The sequence below is a fragment of the Spongiibacter thalassae genome, assembly GCF_012272835.1.
Taxonomy (GTDB): Bacteria; Pseudomonadota; Gammaproteobacteria; order Pseudomonadales; family Spongiibacteraceae; genus Spongiibacter; species Spongiibacter thalassae.
In genome coordinates this window covers 480,197-495,934 of sequence record NZ_JAAWWK010000003.1, presented here as the reverse complement: position 1 = coordinate 495,934, position 15,738 = coordinate 480,197, and the positions used below count along the sequence as shown (strand labels likewise).

Genomic DNA, 15,738 nt, shown 5'->3' with positions numbered 1-15,738 from the left:
CCCCTGTCAGAGATTGCCGTAGCGTTGACGCAGACGCTGCCTGACAGTTTCGGCAACGGTATTGACAATAAAGGTGAACATAAACAGCACAAATGCCGCGAGGAACAACACTCGGTAGTGGCTACTATCGACTTCGGTTTCACCAATCTCTACCGCGATATTGGCCGCAAGAGTACGCATACCCTCAAAGATATTGGCGTCCATAATCGGGGTATTGCCGGTGGCCATCAGCACGATCATGGTCTCGCCGACGGCGCGCCCCATACCTATCATCAGTGCGGAGAATATCCCCGGGCTGGCAGTTGGCATGACCACCCCTACCAGGCTCTGCCAAGTGGTTGCGCCCAATGCCAGCGAACCGTAGCTCAGGTGTTTGGGCACAGAGAATATGGCGTCTTCGGCAATGGAGAAAATCGTGGGAATAACCGCGAAGCCCATGGCGATACCGACGACCATTGCGTTGCGCTGGTCAAAGGAAATACCCAGGTCGTTGGTCAGCCAGGCGCGCATATCGCCAGCAAAGAAGGCCCGCTCCATCGGCGCGCTGGCTTCCACGCAACCCAACACAATAAAGATAATCACTGGCGCCAGCAGCACGGGGTGCCACCCCTCTGGCACTTTGCTGCGCAGCCCAACGGGAAGGCGCGACCACAGCCAGGCAAACAATAGAATACCGATGGGCATGACGATAAATATCGACATGACAGCGGGCATGTTCCGCTCAATAAACGGTGCCAGCCAAAGCCCGGCAAGGAAACCGAGGATAACCGTTGGCAGGGCTTCCATCAGCTCGATCAACGGCTTGACCTTGCGTCGCAGTGCCGGGGCCATGAAGTAAGCGGTGTAGATTGCGCCACAAATGGCCAGTGGCGCCGCGATAAGCATGGCGTAGAACGCCGCTTTCAGGGTGCCAAAGGCCAGTGGCGCGAAACTGTATTTGGGTTCGAAATCGTTATTGGCCGCCGAGGATTGCCATACGTAGCTCGGTTCCGGGTAGCTTTCGTACCAGATTTTGCTCCACAGTACCGACCAGGACACTTCCGGGTGTTCGTTCTCAATAGCGTAGGTATGGATTTCACGGTCGACGGTCTCGACGAGCAAGGTGTCGGCACGGGGCCCGATCGCGATGCTCTGGATGTTGCCAATGTCGAGGTCTTCCCGCAGCAATCGTCGCTCGGAGGTGCTGTGGAAAATATTCAGCTCGCCGTCGTCGCTAAGGGTAATAAAGCCCTTGCGGCGATGTTCGGTCACCAGATTACTCGCAACCTTTTTGGCCTTGAAGTCGCGGACAAACTGCATGCGGTAGCCTGATTCCCTCGCCTTGTCCCGCACAACGAACCACTGGGCAACTCTGCCGTCGTCACTGGAGGCGATCAGCGAAATTCCCCCAAGCAAAAAGCGCACGTCACTTAGCCCCGCATCCTCGAACAGGCGGCCGCGGTCGGCAATTTTCAGAGTGCGCAGGCTTATCAGTCGGTAGTCACCTTCATTGCTCACGACGTACAGCCATTGCTGGGTAGGTCCAATCAACAGACGGTCGGCGTTGATGTCCAATGTCGGCAGGTTCAGGGTTTCATCGACCAGAGTAATTTCATCACTGAGAAAGTCTTCTTCCTTGTTCCAGCGACGACCCACCAGATGGTTATCGGCAACACCGACCACAACCAGCGCTTCCTCGCTGTCGCGAATTGCCAGCTGGGTAATCGGGCTGTCGCTCAAAAACAGGGGGTCTTCGCCGTAGGGATAGCTAACACTGGGGGTGATAAGGCGCTGGTCGCCGGGGTAGCTGACTTTGTAATCGTGCTTGGCAATAGCAAAGTTGCCGTCTTCCATGCCGAGCGCAAAGACCCGGGAGTCCTCTGATTCGAGGGCAAAGCTGCGCACCGGGGCAGACAGCGGAAGGTCTGGCTCCAGTACCACTTTGCCGTCGGCTACCTGAAAAAACAGCACCTGACCTGACTCGGAAATACGAAAGCCCACCTCAGCCTGTTCTTCCATGGCCAGAAATATCGCGGGAGAGTCACTCTGCAAGCTGTAGTGAGAGTGGCTTTCGATGCCTGCGGTGCGGAACAGCGGCATGATTTCATATAGCAGATAGAAAAATATCAGCAGAATCGACAACAGAACGCCGATACCACCAGCGGTGATCGTCGTTGTGGTCATCATATCTTTGATCTGACGCCACCGGCGTTGCGCAGATGCCGTAGCCCGCACTTCGGAATGGTTCATGCCTAGGATGCTCTTGGGATTACAGGGCGAATATTATGACGAAATTGTTACAGTTTTGTGACAAACAAAAAAGAACGGCGTCGCAAGCTTATTTGCGACGCCGTTCCTTCGGCATTGGATCAGAGCTCCAGCTTCTTGCTGATGCGCTCTACAACCGTCGCCGGGAGCGGAATATAGCCGTCTTTCACGACAACTTCCTGGCCCTGCTTGGACAAGATCAGCTTGATAAACTCACGCTCCATCGGCGCCAGAGGCTTGTTTGGGGCCTTGTTCACATAGACATAGAGGAAACGCGACAGCGGGTAGCTTCCACTGATGGCATTTTGAGAGTTGGCTTCTACAAAGCCGCTTTTTTCGTTTTTGGAAATAGGCACTGCGCGTACGCTTGAGGTTTTGTAACCGATGCCCGAGTAGCCAATACCGTTAATGGAGGTCGATACCGACTGAACAACGGAGGCGGAGCCAGGCTGCTCGTTTACGCCGTTTTTGAAATCGCCCTTACACAGCGCTTTTTCCTTGAAGTAGCCATAGGTGCCAGACACCGAGTTGCGGCCAAACATCTGAATGTCGCGCCCTTTCCAGGAGCCGGTCATACCGAGCTGGCCCCAGTCGCGAACATCGTCTGCCGCGCCGCACTTGCGAGTGCTGGAAAATACCGCGTCGACTTGCTCAAGGCTCATGCCTTCAATGGGGTTGTCCTTGTGCACGAAAACCGCCAGGGCGTCGATCGCGACGGGAACCGCTGTTGGTTTATAGCCAAACTTGCTTTCGAAGGCTTCGATTTCCTTGTCCTTCATTTTGCGACTCATCGGCCCCATGTTCGAGGTGCCTTCGGTCAGCGCCGGAGGAGCTGTAGAGGAACCCGCCGCCTGTATTTGAACATTGACATTGGGGTAAACCCGCTTGAAGTCTTCACTCCAGAGCGTCATCAGGTTGGCCAGGGTGTCAGAGCCGACACTGGACACGTTCCCGGATACGCCGGCTGATTTTTGGTATACCGGCAGGTTGGGGTCAACCGCGGGAGCGGCTGAGGCCAGTACCGGAGTAAGGGACATTGCAACGAGTGCGAGACATTTTGTAAATTTCACCGACTTCTCCTGAAACCTTCATTGTTGTAGCTGGGGCAATTCTATCGCTGCAATATGACACAATTGTTACAGCGAGACGCGCCCTGTCGCCGCTTTGTAATATTTCTGTTTTCTTAATCGACCTTGGCCGCCAGGGCCAGTGGGAAGTAGCAGGCGAAGATACTGCCCTTCCCCGGGACGCTCTGTATCTTTAATTCACCCCGGTGGCGCAAAAGTACGTGTTTGACAATTGCCAGTCCAAGGCCGGTTCCGCCAGTATCCAGTGAGCGACTTTGATCTACCCGGTAAAAGCGCTCGGTGAGTCTGGGGATATACTGGGGTTCGATGCCGATTCCGGTATCCTCCACTTCGAACACCAGGTGCCCCTGATCCTGCCGCCAGCGCAGGGTGATGGTGTCGTTGTCGCCGGTATAGCGGGCGGCGTTGACCGCCAGGTTGGAGAATGCACTGCGAATTTCCGCCGACTGCCCCTTGAGGGTAATGGCATCGTCACATTCGATCACCACGGTGCGGGGGCCTTTGGCGGCAGCGAGGATCTCTTCGCGAATCATATCCATCAGCGAATGCATATGGATAACCTGATGGTCTGCGGCCTTGGGCAGCGACTCAAGTCGCGATAACAGCATCAGGTCCTGAATCAACTGGTGCATACGCCGCGACTGCTGCAGCATTTGCGCTATTGCCCGGTCCCAGCGGGGATTTTCACCGCCATGCTCGGCAAAGGTTTCGAGGTAGCCATTAATGACGGTCAACGGGGTGCGCAGCTCGTGGGAGACGTTGGCGACAAAGTCCTTGCGCATCTTTTCCAGTCGGTAGGTGCGGGTCACATCCCGGGCGAACAGCAGCCGATTGCGCTCGGCAAAGAAGCTGATACTAATGCTCAGCTGTATCTCGGAATTGCGCGGTGACACCATCTCGAAGGGCAGCGCGAATTTTTCAGCTTCGTAATAGCGTAGAAAACCTGGACTTCGCAGCAAATTCAACAGGGGCGTGCCAACGTCTTCGCTGCGCAGCCCGAGCAGCGTATTGGCCGCGTCATTGCACCATTCGATATTGCCGTAGGCGTCCAGCATCACCACCGCGTCAGACATTGACGCAAAGGAGGCTTGCAGGTAGTCGATAAGAGCCTGCAAACGCTCGTGGCCTGCCACGGAGGTTTTCTGCATGTCATATATTGTGTCGAAAATCTGACCCCACATTCCTATCGCCTCTGGTGGCTCAGTCCCTGAACCTCGGTACAGCCAGTCGTTTAATCTTTGCATTTGCCAAAGCAGCCAGGTGCAAACAGCAGCGGCCACGATGAATACCGGCCATACGCCAAGATCAAAAGCTGTTGAAAATATGGCCGCTGTGGCCAAAGGGAGAGTGACGCGAACAAGTTCGGTCTTCCAGTTGTAATACCGCATGCGTCCGGCGCTAGGCGCTTACTCCGGTGGCTGAAAAGCGATAGCCGGTGCCGCGAACGGTTTGAATTAACTGGCCGAAATCTCGGGTGTCGGTCAGCAGTGCCTTGCGCAAACGCCGAATGTGCACATCGACTGTGCGCTCTTCGACATATACGTTGGTACCCCAAACTTGGTCCAGTAATTGTCCGCGACTGTAGGCCCGCTCCTGGTGGGTCATAAAAAACTTGAGGAGTTTAAATTCTGTTGGCCCCATCTCCAAGGGATTTTGGTCGGCAAACACTCGGTGACTGGCAGGATCGAGCTTCAGACCGTCAACTTCGATGCTCTCCTCATTCTCCGGCGACGACAGTCGGCGCATCACTGCTTTGATGCGTGCCATCAGCTCCCGCGAGGAAAATGGCTTGGTGATATAGTCGTCGGCACCGACGTCCAGCCCCTGCACACGGTTGTCTTCATCGTCCTTGGCGGTCAACATAATCACCAGAAGGTCGCGGGTGAGCTCCTCCCGGCGCAGCCGGCGCAGCAGTTCAATGCCGCTGGTTACGGGCATCATCCAGTCGAGTAATACCAGGTCTGGCCGCTGGTCTATGATGATGCCGTGGGCATCCTGGGCGTTGGCTGCCTCAAGACAATCGTAGCCGGCCAGTTCCAGGCCAACGCGAATCATTTCACGTATCGCTGCCTCGTCATCTACGATGAGTATGGTTTTTGTGCTCATAAGATTACCTTTACCAATACTTATACTTAGAGTGCATTAAAACGACATTTGATGACGATTTTATGACAGAGGCGCGACGTTGAGGCCTAATCAAAAACAACGGTCTTGTTTCCGTGAACCAGCACCCGATCCTCAAGATGATTACGTAAGGCTCTGGCCAGAACGGCTTTTTCTACATCTTTGCCCAGTCTTACCAAGTCTTCCTTGCTGTGCCTGTGTGACACTCGAATGACATCCTGCTCGATAATCGGCCCTTCATCGAGTTGTTCTGTCACATAGTGGCTTGTTGCACCAATCAGTTTCACGCCGCGATCAAAGGCCTTCTGGTAGGGATTTGCGCCGATGAAGGACGGCAAGAAACTGTGGTGGATATTAATCATGCGCCCCGCATAGGCACGGCAGAATTCCGCTGGAATAATTTGCATGTAGCGCGCCAGCACTACGCAGTCTGCCTGATATTTAGCGGTGAGCTGCTGCACCCTGGCGTGGGCCGGGGCTTTGTTAGCGGGGTCGACCGGCACGTATTCAAAGGGGATGCCGTGCCATTCGACCATGCTGCGCAGGTTTTCGTGGTTGGAAATAACGCAGGGAATATCGCAGTAGAGTTCATCGCTGTGCCAGCGGTGCAACAGGTCGGCAATGCAGTGGGAGGCATGGCTGGCGAGAATCACCACTCGGCGGCGCTTGGCCGAGTCGACCAGTTCCCAGTTCATGCCGTATTCTTCTGCGATAGGCCGGAACGCTTCGCGTACCGCGTCGGCGCCCATGGTCAAGGAATCCGCCTTGATCTCATTGCGCATGAAAAACCAGTTGCTCTCGGCGTCGGCGTGGTAGTTGGCTTCGGTCAGCCAGCCCCCGTGCTCTGCGACAAACTGGCTGACGCGGGCGACGATACCCACCTGATCGGGACAATGGGTAATGAGTCGATAAGTGTGTTCCATAAATCCTGCTAGATCCTTTGGGTCTGTTTACACTATTTGTTCAACATGCCGCGCAGTGCCTGGGGAAGGTCTGCGGGCAGCACTACGGTTTTGGCGTTGTTCGACGATGCCAGCTCCTGCAAGGCCTGGGTGTATTTTTCGCCGAGTAGATACATCACTGGCAGTTCGTCGCCTTTTACCGCTTCGGACACCACTTCGATGGCGGCACTGCTCGCCTTGGCCAGTACCACCTCGGCCTGGGCGTCGCGACGAGAGGCTTCCAGACGCCCTTCTGCCTCCAGTATCGCGGCTTGTTTCTCCCCTTCGGCCTTGGTGACCGCCGCGCGACGCAGGCGCTCGGCGGCCGCCTGCTCTTCCATGGCACGCTGCATGGTTGTCGATGGGTTAATGTCCTGTATCTCGACGGTTTTCAGGGTGATGCCCCAGTCAGAGATATCGTCGGAAATTGCCGCCTTCAGTTTCGCTTTGATTTGATCCCGTGAGGACAGTGCTGAGTCCAGCGCCATTTCACCAATGATTGACCGCAGCGCGGTCTGCACCAGATTCTGGATGGCGATATTGTAGTCTTCTACCCCGTAAACCGCCTTTTCCGGAGAGACGATGTTGATGTAGGCCACCGCGTTGGCAATGATAACCGCATTGTCTTCGGTAATGACTTCCTGTGAGGGAATGTCGAGCACAATATCCTTGGTCGTCAGCTTGTAGGCGACGTTGTCAATGTAGGGAATAATAAAGTTCAGGCCCGGGTTAAGGGTGCTGTGGTATTTCCCCAGGCGTTGCACAATATGCTTGTAGCCTTGGGGAACAGTTTTGATGCCCATTGAGAGGGTCACGAAAACCAGTACGAGAAGTGCTCCGGTAATGGCTAAGCCATCCATAGTGTTGTCCTTTAGTGTGGCGCCCACTCGCTGTTGGGCGCAGTATTCCATAGGTAGGGGTATGTCATGGCTGAAATCGCCGTCCGGCATTTGTTCAACTCAGCTGGGTCTAACCAGAAGTGAGTTACCGGTGACGTCCAGAACTACGACCTTGTCGCCAATCGCGACGGCAGATTCACAGCGAAAGCTCCACTCCTCGCTGCCGAGAATGGGTACACTGAAGCGCAAATGCCCCTGGCCCCGCTCCGACACATCAATCACCATCGCCTCCTTGCCAACAATCTGCTCTCGGCCCATCCCGGAATAACTGCGACTTTTCATCTTCGGGTGCACAAAGCGGAACCAGATAAACAGATCAATAGCGGACAGTGCGCCCCAGATAAGTAGCTGCACTGTGATACTCAGTGGCACCACTGCGGTAATCAACCCCACTGCAATGGCGCTCGCTCCGAACCACAACATTACAAAGCTGGGCACGAACACTTCGCTAGCCACGAGCAGCAGTCCAAAAACCATCCAGTGCCAGTATTGAATATTGGCGTCTAACCACTCCATTTTAACGACTCCTGTTAACCACTCGTGTGTAAGACGCTTTATTTAGCCAGTATCGACAGTAATAGCAAGCATAACACCCCCAAATTCACATATCTCAAGTGCTGATCAGGCCAGCAAAAAGCCGCCGGATCAGCTACAATGCGCGCCTGTATCGAGAGTGTATGTTGTATGTCTTTACCCCCACCTATTTTCAGCCACCGCCAGTACTGGGCAGAGTGCTTCGGCACAGCGCCTTTCCTGCCTACCAGCCGCAAGGAAATGGATGCGCTGGGCTGGGACAGTTGCGACATAATAATTGTCACTGGCGATGCCTACGTCGACCACCCCAGCTTTGGTATGGCAGTAATCGGTCGTGTGCTGGAAGCCCAGGGTTTCAGGGTGGGAATTATCGACCAGCCTGACTGGCAGTCAGCGGAGCCGTTCAAGGCACTGGGCCAGCCCAACCTGTTCTTTGGGGTTGCGGCGGGCAATATGGACTCGATGATAAACCGCTATACCGCAGATCGACGTTTGCGCCACGACGACGCCTACTCCCCCGATAACGTTGGCGGAAAGCGGCCGGACCGCGCGGTGATTGTCTACGCCCAGCGCTGTCGCGAGGCCTATAAAGACAGCCCCATTGTGATCGGCTCTATTGAAGCCAGTCTGCGCCGCATCGCCCACTACGACTACTGGAGTGACAAGGTACGTCGCTCGATATTGATGGACTCCCGTGCAGACCTGTTGCTCTATGGCAATGCCGAGCGCGCGATTGTCGACCTGGCCCATCGCCTCTCCCGGGGTGAAGCCATTGACAGCATCCGCGACCTCCGTGGTACTGCCTATATTGCCGATGCAGTCCCTAATGGCTGGACGGTTGTCGATTCCAGTCATGTCGATCAGCCGGGCAAGGTCGATCCGATTACCAGCCCCTATGTAGACACCAGCGCCGATCCCGCGTGCAAAACCGAACAACAAGCCGCTCCCGCTGATGAAGTGCAAACGGTGACGATTATCGATCCCCGCCACGCGCGCAAAAGTGGTGCCGCCGCGGAAACCACGGTCATTCGGCTACCGGCCTACGAAACGGTAAAAAGTGATCCGGTCAGCTACGCCCACGCGGCCCGAGTGCTTCACCTGGAAACCAACCCGGGCAATGCCCGCGCCTTGGTGCAGGCCCACGGCGACAAAGAGGTGTGGCTGAACCCTCCGCCGATTCCGCTGACCACTGAGGAGCTGGACTGGGTTTTCGAAAGACCCTACCAGCGTCTGCCCCACCCTAAATACGGCAGCGCGAAAATACCCGCCTATGAAATGATCCGTACCTCGGTGAACATCATGCGGGGCTGTTTTGGCGGTTGCAGCTTCTGTTCAATCACCGAACACGAGGGGCGAATTATTCAGAGTCGTTCCCAGGAATCGATTGTTCGCGAAGTGGAAAAAATCCGCGACACCACACCGGGTTTTACCGGCGTGGTGTCCGACCTGGGTGGACCGACCGCAAATATGTGGCAGTTGACCTGCAAGAGCGAGGAAATAGAAAAAAGTTGTCGGCGCTTGTCCTGTGTTTATCCCGGTATTTGTAAAAACCTGAACACCGACCAGACCCCTCTGATTGACCTGTATAGGGATGTACGCGCAGTCAAGGGCGTGAAAAAAGTGCTGATAGCATCGGGACTGCGCTACGATCTGGCAGTGGAAACCCCTGAATACGTCAAGGAGCTGGTCACCCACCATGTCGGCGGTTACCTGAAAATTGCGCCGGAGCACTCGGAAGATTCGCCCTTGTCGAAGATGATGAAGCCGGGCATGGGTAGCTACGACCGCTTCAAGGCGATGTTCGACAAATATTCAAAACAAGCGGGTAAGGAACAGTATCTGATCCCCTACTTTATTGCTGCCCATCCGGGCACCCGCGATGAAGACATGATGAACCTGGCCCTGTGGTTGAAACAAAACGGTTTCCGGGCAGATCAGGTGCAGGCTTTTTATCCTTCGCCAATGGCCAACGCGACGGCAATGTACTATTCGGGTAAAAACCCGCTGCGCAAGGTGACCCGCAACAGCGAGGAAGTGTTCAGTGCCAAGGGCTTGAAACAGCGCCGTTTGCACAAGGCGTATTTGCGTTACCACGACCCTGAAGGTTGGCCAGCGCTGCGTGCTTCCCTGTTAGCTATGGGCCGTAAGGATTTGATTGGCTACGGTAAAAAACATCTGGTGCCACCTCGTCAACCGGCGAACTGGGTGCCTAAAAATGGCAAGGGCAAACGTATTCTCACCCAGCACACCGGGTTGCCGCCGCGAAAAAGGACATAAAAAATTCATTTTATAGCGGCCAAAAGGCTTTCTATACCGGTATTTCCTGTGTATATAATGAGCGAGCTGGCAATAGATGCAGCTTGGTTTTATGTAAAAGCACCACGAAGTCGTTTTTAGTACCTCGTTCTGTTTCATAACTACCCTGCCTATCTCAGCTCTCGCCAAACAAGGCAAACTTAAACAACGAGGTTTAATACAATGTCCAGAAGTACTGGTAAAGTAAAATGGTTCAACGAAACTAAAGGCTTTGGATTCATTGAGCAGGACTCAGGCCCAGACGTTTTCGTTCACTTCAGCGCGATCAGCGGTTCAGGTTTTAAAACTCTGGCCGAAGGTCAAGCGGTAGAATTCGACGTACAAAGCGGCCAGAAAGGCCCACAGGCAGCGAACGTTACTGTCCTGTAAATGCGTCATTGAGAACGGCGGTTCCCCCATCACAGTTCTGGCTCAACCCCTTGGTTGTGACAGGCGTTTGCAGTTACGCACTGCAGCAAATCTGAGATGAGCGGCAACCGCCGTTTTTTTATGCCTGCAATTATTTACCGCCGTGCTGAATATACCAACAATAGTGGATAGGCTTACTGCGGCGTTTGAAGTCTTCGTCGAGTGACCAGCGGCAGCGATCTTCAATCCGGTACTGTTGCTCCAGTGAGGGCTCAAGTATAAAGCCCCGTTTGTTCGTGGAAAATATCAGCAGACCATCCTTACTGAGGCACTTCATCGCCTGGGCTATAAGTTCGGGGTGATCCCTCTGGGTGTCCAGTACATCGTCCATTCTCTTTGAATTCGAAAAGGTCGGTGGATCGAGCAGGATCAAATCATACTTGTCCTGGCACTCCGCCAGCCATTTTCGGCAATCGCCCCGCACCGTCATATGACGACCTTCACTCAGGCCATTAAGCGCCAGGTTCTGTTTCGCCCAGCGCAAATAGGTGTGCGACATATCCACCGATGTGGTTGAGCGAGCGCCGCCCAGTCCCGCGTGAACGCTGGCTACAGCGGTGTAGCAGAACAGATTCAGAAAGCGCTTGCCCTTGGCCCGTGCAGCAATATCGAGGCGCACCGGGCGGTGGTCGAGGAACAAGCCGGTATCGAGATAATCTCGAAGATTCACAATCAGCCGTGCCTGCCCTTCGCGCACTTCAAGGGTTTTCCCTGTAGGCGCGATGCGTTCGTATTGGGCTACGCCACGCTGGCGGCGGCGCTCTTTGACCGCGATGTCCCGGGCAGAAATGTTGAACACTTCGGAGCAGGCGTCCAGCACCTCCCTTAGCCGGCGGGTAGCATCCTCCTCACTGACTGACGCCGGCGCAACATATTCACTGACATGTACCGCGCTGCCGTAACAATCCACGGCGACGGCGTACTCGGGCATGTCTGCATCGTAGGCACGAAAGCAGCTGATATCTTCCTTTCGCCGCCATTTTTCCAGACGTTTGAGGTTCTTGCGTAGCCGATTGGCAAACATCTGCCCGCCGGCGGTCAACGGTGCCCGGTCATTGTTGCTGTGGTTGGCGGGCTTGTCACCGGCGGGGCGCTCATTAACCACGGCCTCGTCGTTAATGGTAAACAACAATAATTTGCTGGGAATGGTGCCGTTAAAAAGTTGATACTGACGGCGGCTGCGCAAACCCATGCGTTTGCCCAGGTTAGGGTTGCCGGTAAATACCGCCGCTTCCCAGCCGAAAAATTCGTCGCGCATCCCCTGCCCAAGACGGCGATACAAGTGGAGTAGCTCCGACTCATCCCCCAGTCGTTCGCCATAGGGCGGGTTGGTAATCAGCAAGCCAAAGTCGGTATCGCGGTGGCTGGGTTTTTTCAGGCCTGCAAGATCCCTGCGGGACACCCGCACTACTTTTTCGAGCCCTGCGCGCAGAATATTTTCCTCGGCCTGGTCGATGACCTTGGGACTGGCATCATAGCCACGGATTTCCGGCCAGTTGCGCTGCATGGCGAGCTCCCGCTGGGCCCTGGCCGCGGCGAGTGCGTCCTGCCAAAGAGCACCGTCGTGACCGAGCCAGCCGCTGAACCCCCAATATTCCCGGTGCAAGCCCGGGGCGATATTCATCGCCATCATCGCGCCTTCGATCAACAGCGTACCACTGCCACACATCGGGTCGATAAGGGCTCCGCCGCGACTGGCGATGCCGGGCCAATCTGCACGCATCAGCAGGGCGGCGGCCAGGTTTTCCTTTAGGGGCGCCAGAGCGACACTCTGGCGATAGCCGCGGCGGTGCAGGCTTTCGCCGGACAGATCCAGGGACACCTGAATACGGCCCTTGCGCAGGCGCACGTGTACGCGCACATCCGCCTGGCTTTTGGCCACCGACGGCCGCTCAAGGCCCTGTCGGGTAAAGTGATCGACGATCGCATCTTTGCAGCGCAACGCGCCGAAGTGGCTGTTGCGGATATCGTCGCTCTTGCCGCCAAAGTCCACCACCAGACTGGACGCCGGGGCAATGTGTCTGCCCCAGTCAATACTGCTCACCCCTTCGTACAAGGCGTCTGCGGTGTCACCGCGAAACTCTGTGAGGGGGAGTAATACGCGGTTGGCCAGGCGCGACCACAAACACAGCCGGTAGGTGGTGTTGAGATCGCAGGTAACCTGTATTGCCCCCACCGTTTCCTTCAATGGCTCGGCGCCAAGACTGCGGGCTTCATCTGCCAGCAAGGCCTCAAGCCCCTTTGGGCAGCTCAATGTGATTTCCATTATTTGACTCATTCAGCACCCGAAGTGACGTTGCGTGTTGGCATAAAATAGTTACTATTCAATAAGTTGTCCGCTTTATACGGCATGCCTATAAAGGCGCGCAGGCTTATACTAAAACGGTCGTAGACTAAAAGTGTGAAAGTTTGGTTACATGATAAGTCCATTGTGGAGACAGATAAACCGGCTCCACAATGTAGGTTCGCTGCGGGTTTTGACCCTTTTCCGCAGCGGGTGCACGTTGAACAATGGAGGCATTTGCCCTATGAGAAGACAGAAACGCGACATGACCGAGCGCGCATACCAACGTGGTTATCAGGCTGGCATTTCCGGCCGACAGAAGGAGAACTGCCCACACAGCCAACAACAACTTCGTCAGGAATGGCTCTCAGGCTGGAGAGAAGGACGCACTGACCACTGGGACGGATTGGACACTGCCGCGTCGCTCCAAAAACAGGCGTTTCACTAACAACCTCGAACTTTCATCGTAAGCAATATATTTTAAAGGCCCGCTCAAGCGGGCCTTTCTCATTGGGCTTAGCCCGGCTTATCGACGCTCGCGCTGCTGCCTGCGGCCACGGGGTTTGACCTCTGTCTCCTGTACTGGCATTTCCAGCCCCGCCATGGCGTAGATATCGCTGACTTCTTTTTCCGGCAACTCTGTCCACTGCCCTACTTTGACCTTGGAGGGAATAAATACCGTGCCGTAGCGTACCCGTTTCAGGCGATTGACCTGCAAGCCCTGTGATTCCCACAGGCGGCGTACTTCCCGGTTGCGTCCCTCCATAATGACCACGTAATACCAGTGGTTGATCCCCTCGCCACCGCCATCGACGATATCGCTGAAGCGGGCGGCACCATCTTCCAGTTGTACGCCGGTCACCAGTTGTTTAAGGCTGTCTTCAGTTGCCGTGCCCATAACCCGGCACAGGTATTCCCGCTCGATAACCGTTGACGGGTGCATCAGCTTGTTTGCCAAGTCGCCGTCGGTGGTGAACAGCAGCAGGCCGGTAGTGTTGAAGTCCAGGCGCCCAACGCAGATCCAGCGCTCGCCATTCAGCCTGGGCAGGCGATCGAATACCGAACGTCGACCCTCCGGGTCTTTGCGCGAACAAATTTCTCCCTCGGGTTTGTTGTAGAGCAGCACCCGCGGTTTTTTGCTGGCGCTGTCCAGTTTTACCGGCTTATTGTCGAACTGCAGCTTTGCGCTGGCATCGACCCTGTCGCCCAATGTGGCAACCACGCCGTTGACACGTACGCGACCGTCGCTGATCGCGCGTTCCATTTCACGGCGTGAACCGATACCGGCTCGCGCCAGTACCTTTTGTAATTTCTCGTCAGCTCCGGTCATCAGTCTTTGTACTCATTCATTGTGTCGTCCTCATCGACGAGTTTTGCTTCGGCTTCGGCTTCGGCTTCGGCTTCGGCTAAATCAGTGTCCGCCTCTTCGGGAGTGCCCGCAAGGTCGGTCTGTTCAAACTCAAATTCCGCGTTCAGGGAGTCCAGATCGGCGATTTCCGCCAAGCTGGGCAGTTCATCGAGGTTACTCAGGTTGAAGTAATCCAGGAATTTTCGGGTAGTGGCATATAGCGCGGGTCGCCCGGGCACATCTTTGTGGCCGACAATCCTCACCCACTCGCGTTCTATCAGTGTTTTCATTATCTGAGAGCTGACGGCAACACCGCGAATTTCTTCAATATCGCCACGCGTGATGGGTTGCCGGTAGGCAATTAACGCCAGTGTTTCCAATAGTGCCCGTGAGTAGCGCTGGGGTCTCTCCTCCCAGAGTCGGCCAACCCAGGGCGCAAGTTCTTCCCTGACCTGGTAGCGGTAGCCGCTGGCCACAAGCTTTAGCTCATAGCCCCTGTCGGCGCAGTCCCGCTCGAGTTCAGCCAGGGCGTCGCGCAGTTCACTGGCCGAAGGCTTGCCTTCAAGGTCAAAAAGATCCATCAGCTGCTGGGTGGACAGGGGCTTGCCGGCGGCCATCAGCGCTGCTTCGAGTATGCGTTTCAGCTTTTGTTCATCAATCATCATGCGGACTTGGCTTTTACGTGTATCGGCCCGAAAAATTCGGTCTGCACGATTTCCACCAGCGACTCCTTGATCAGTTCCATTATCGCCAGAAAGGTCACCACTACACCGAGGCGTCCTTCCTCAGGCCGAAACAGGCTGACGAAGGGAACAAAGGTGTCGTCTCGTAACCGTGCCATGACTTCGGACATGCGTGCCCGGGTCGAAAGTTTTTCGCGCTCTACCTGGTGGCTGATGTAGAGGTCGGCCCGCTGCAAGACCTCACCCAGCACCAACATCAATTCCTTCAGGTCGATATCCGGCTCCTGGGCAGTGCGTTCCATCGGCGGCGGTGCTATCTCCGCTTGATAGAAGTCGCGGCCGATGCGCGGCATGGCGTCGATATTTTCTGCGGCCTGTTTAAAGCGCTCGTATTCCTGCAGCCGGCGAATCAACTGGGCTCTGGGGTCTTCCTCTTCCTCCAGTGTCTCGGCAGAGCGCGGCAGCAGCATTCTCGACTTGATTTCCGCCAGCATGGCCGCCATCAGCAAATATTCTGAAGCCAGCTCGAACTGCATGGCATTCATCATATTCACATACTGCATATACTGCTCGGTGATTTGAGCGACGTTAATTTCGAGAATATCCAGATTCTGCCGTTTGATTAGGTATAGCAGCAGATCGAGCGGCCCCTCAAAGGCTTCAAGAAAGACTTCGAGGGCTTCGGGGGGGATGTACAGGTCTTTGGGCAGCTGGGTAAGCGGCTTGCCCTGAACAATGGCAAAGGGCATTTCCCCCTGGGAGGGCTGCGACCGCAACGCCTGCAAGCTGAGTATTTCCATCGCCTGCTGGCGAGGTGCGGGGCGCGGGGCTACCGGCAGCATCACTACCGTGGCATCCGTTGACTT

Annotated in this window: 14 protein-coding genes; 3 read left to right on the top strand and 11 right to left on the bottom strand. The window is 55.5% G+C overall.

The window, feature by feature from the left end:
- Positions 1–6: 6 nt before the first annotated feature.
- The 7 genes from HCU74_RS11050 to HCU74_RS11020 form a co-directional block, all read right to left on the bottom strand.
- The gene (locus HCU74_RS11050; protein WP_168450464.1) at positions 7–2,229 is read right to left on the bottom strand and encodes an ABC transporter permease subunit; all 2,223 of its coding nucleotides are present in this window, start codon (positions 2,227–2,229) and stop codon (positions 7–9) included.
- Between the two features lie 119 nt (positions 2,230–2,348).
- Positions 2,349–3,317: a PstS family phosphate ABC transporter substrate-binding protein gene (locus HCU74_RS11045; RefSeq protein ID WP_345889680.1), complete on the bottom strand. Its 969-nt coding sequence runs from the start codon at positions 3,315–3,317 to the stop codon at positions 2,349–2,351.
- 113 nt (positions 3,318–3,430) lie between these two features.
- Positions 3,431–4,723: a phosphate regulon sensor histidine kinase PhoR gene (gene phoR / locus HCU74_RS11040; RefSeq protein ID WP_168450463.1), complete on the bottom strand. Its 1,293-nt coding sequence runs from the start codon at positions 4,721–4,723 to the stop codon at positions 3,431–3,433.
- 10 nt (positions 4,724–4,733) lie between these two features.
- Positions 4,734–5,441, bottom strand: a complete 708-nt coding sequence (phoB, locus tag HCU74_RS11035; protein ID WP_168450462.1) for a phosphate regulon transcriptional regulator PhoB — start codon at positions 5,439–5,441, stop codon at positions 4,734–4,736.
- Between the two features lie 86 nt (positions 5,442–5,527).
- Positions 5,528–6,382: a formyltetrahydrofolate deformylase gene (gene purU, locus HCU74_RS11030; RefSeq protein ID WP_168450461.1), complete on the bottom strand. Its 855-nt coding sequence runs from the start codon at positions 6,380–6,382 to the stop codon at positions 5,528–5,530.
- A gap of 32 nt (positions 6,383–6,414) precedes the next feature.
- Entirely contained in the window at positions 6,415–7,260 is an 846-nt protein-coding gene (locus HCU74_RS11025; RefSeq protein ID WP_168450460.1) for an SPFH domain-containing protein, read from the bottom strand.
- Positions 7,261–7,359: 99 nt separating this feature from the next.
- Entirely contained in the window at positions 7,360–7,815 is a 456-nt protein-coding gene (locus HCU74_RS11020; protein WP_168450459.1) for an NfeD family protein, read from the bottom strand.
- Between the two features lie 168 nt (positions 7,816–7,983).
- Here HCU74_RS11020 and HCU74_RS11015 point away from each other — a divergent pair, with 168 nt between their 5' ends.
- Both HCU74_RS11015 and HCU74_RS11010 read left to right on the top strand, forming a co-directional pair.
- Complete coding sequence (locus HCU74_RS11015) at positions 7,984–10,110, top strand: YgiQ family radical SAM protein (protein WP_168450458.1); 2,127 nt, start codon at positions 7,984–7,986, stop codon at positions 10,108–10,110.
- 201 nt (positions 10,111–10,311) lie between these two features.
- Positions 10,312–10,518, top strand: coding sequence for a cold-shock protein (locus HCU74_RS11010; protein WP_168450457.1), 207 nt, complete (start codon positions 10,312–10,314; stop codon positions 10,516–10,518).
- A 130-nt stretch (positions 10,519–10,648) separates the two neighbouring features.
- Here the strand turns inward: HCU74_RS11010 and rlmKL are convergent, their stop codons facing one another.
- A complete protein-coding gene (gene rlmKL / locus HCU74_RS11005; RefSeq protein ID WP_246864576.1) occupies positions 10,649–12,823 on the bottom strand; it encodes a bifunctional 23S rRNA (guanine(2069)-N(7))-methyltransferase RlmK/23S rRNA (guanine(2445)-N(2))-methyltransferase RlmL in 2,175 nt (724 codons plus the stop codon).
- A 262-nt stretch (positions 12,824–13,085) separates the two neighbouring features.
- On the opposite strand from rlmKL, the gene rmf reads away from it, so the two are divergent.
- Entirely contained in the window at positions 13,086–13,289 is a 204-nt protein-coding gene (gene rmf / locus HCU74_RS11000) for a ribosome modulation factor (RefSeq protein WP_168450455.1), read from the top strand.
- Between the two features lie 78 nt (positions 13,290–13,367).
- Here rmf and rluB read toward each other — a convergent pair whose 3' ends face one another.
- From rluB to HCU74_RS10985, 3 genes are read right to left on the bottom strand one after another with little or no spacing between them, the layout of a single operon-like run.
- Positions 13,368–14,171, bottom strand: coding sequence for a 23S rRNA pseudouridine(2605) synthase RluB (rluB, locus tag HCU74_RS10995; protein ID WP_168450454.1), 804 nt, complete (start codon positions 14,169–14,171; stop codon positions 13,368–13,370).
- The gene (gene scpB / locus HCU74_RS10990) at positions 14,171–14,854 is read right to left on the bottom strand and encodes an SMC-Scp complex subunit ScpB (protein WP_168450453.1); all 684 of its coding nucleotides are present in this window, start codon (positions 14,852–14,854) and stop codon (positions 14,171–14,173) included. The genes rluB and scpB overlap by 1 nt, the downstream gene beginning before the upstream one ends.
- Complete coding sequence (locus tag HCU74_RS10985) at positions 14,851–15,672, bottom strand: segregation and condensation protein A (RefSeq protein WP_246864606.1); 822 nt, start codon at positions 15,670–15,672, stop codon at positions 14,851–14,853. Before HCU74_RS10985 ends, scpB begins: the two co-directional genes overlap by 4 nt.
- Positions 15,673–15,738: the final 66 nt, after the last annotated feature.

What these genes read in the sequence shown, in the direction of transcription:
- HCU74_RS11050 (WP_168450464.1), bottom strand. Translation starts at nt 2,229, where the DNA reads ATGAACCATTCCGAAGTGCGGGCTACGGCATCTGCGCAACGCCGGTGG.
- phoR (WP_168450463.1), bottom strand. Translation starts at nt 4,723, where the DNA reads ATGCGGTATTACAACTGGAAGACCGAACTTGTTCGCGTCACTCTCCCT.
- phoB (WP_168450462.1), bottom strand. Translation starts at nt 5,441, where the DNA reads ATGAGCACAAAAACCATACTCATCGTAGATGACGAGGCAGCGATACGT.
- purU (WP_168450461.1), bottom strand. Translation starts at nt 6,382, where the DNA reads ATGGAACACACTTATCGACTCATTACCCATTGTCCCGATCAGGTGGGT.
- HCU74_RS11025 (WP_168450460.1), bottom strand. Translation starts at nt 7,260, where the DNA reads ATGGATGGCTTAGCCATTACCGGAGCACTTCTCGTACTGGTTTTCGTG.
- HCU74_RS11020 (WP_168450459.1), bottom strand. Translation starts at nt 7,815, where the DNA reads ATGGAGTGGTTAGACGCCAATATTCAATACTGGCACTGGATGGTTTTT.
- HCU74_RS11015 (WP_168450458.1), top strand. Translation starts at nt 7,984, where the DNA reads ATGTCTTTACCCCCACCTATTTTCAGCCACCGCCAGTACTGGGCAGAG.
- HCU74_RS11010 (WP_168450457.1), top strand. Translation starts at nt 10,312, where the DNA reads ATGTCCAGAAGTACTGGTAAAGTAAAATGGTTCAACGAAACTAAAGGC.
- rlmKL (WP_246864576.1), bottom strand. Translation starts at nt 12,823, where the DNA reads ATGGAAATCACATTGAGCTGCCCAAAGGGGCTTGAGGCCTTGCTGGCA.
- rmf (WP_168450455.1), top strand. Translation starts at nt 13,086, where the DNA reads ATGAGAAGACAGAAACGCGACATGACCGAGCGCGCATACCAACGTGGT.
- rluB (WP_168450454.1), bottom strand. Translation starts at nt 14,171, where the DNA reads ATGACCGGAGCTGACGAGAAATTACAAAAGGTACTGGCGCGAGCCGGT.
- scpB (WP_168450453.1), bottom strand. Translation starts at nt 14,854, where the DNA reads ATGATGATTGATGAACAAAAGCTGAAACGCATACTCGAAGCAGCGCTG.
- HCU74_RS10985 (WP_246864606.1), bottom strand. Translation starts at nt 15,672, where the DNA reads ATGGAAATACTCAGCTTGCAGGCGTTGCGGTCGCAGCCCTCCCAGGGG.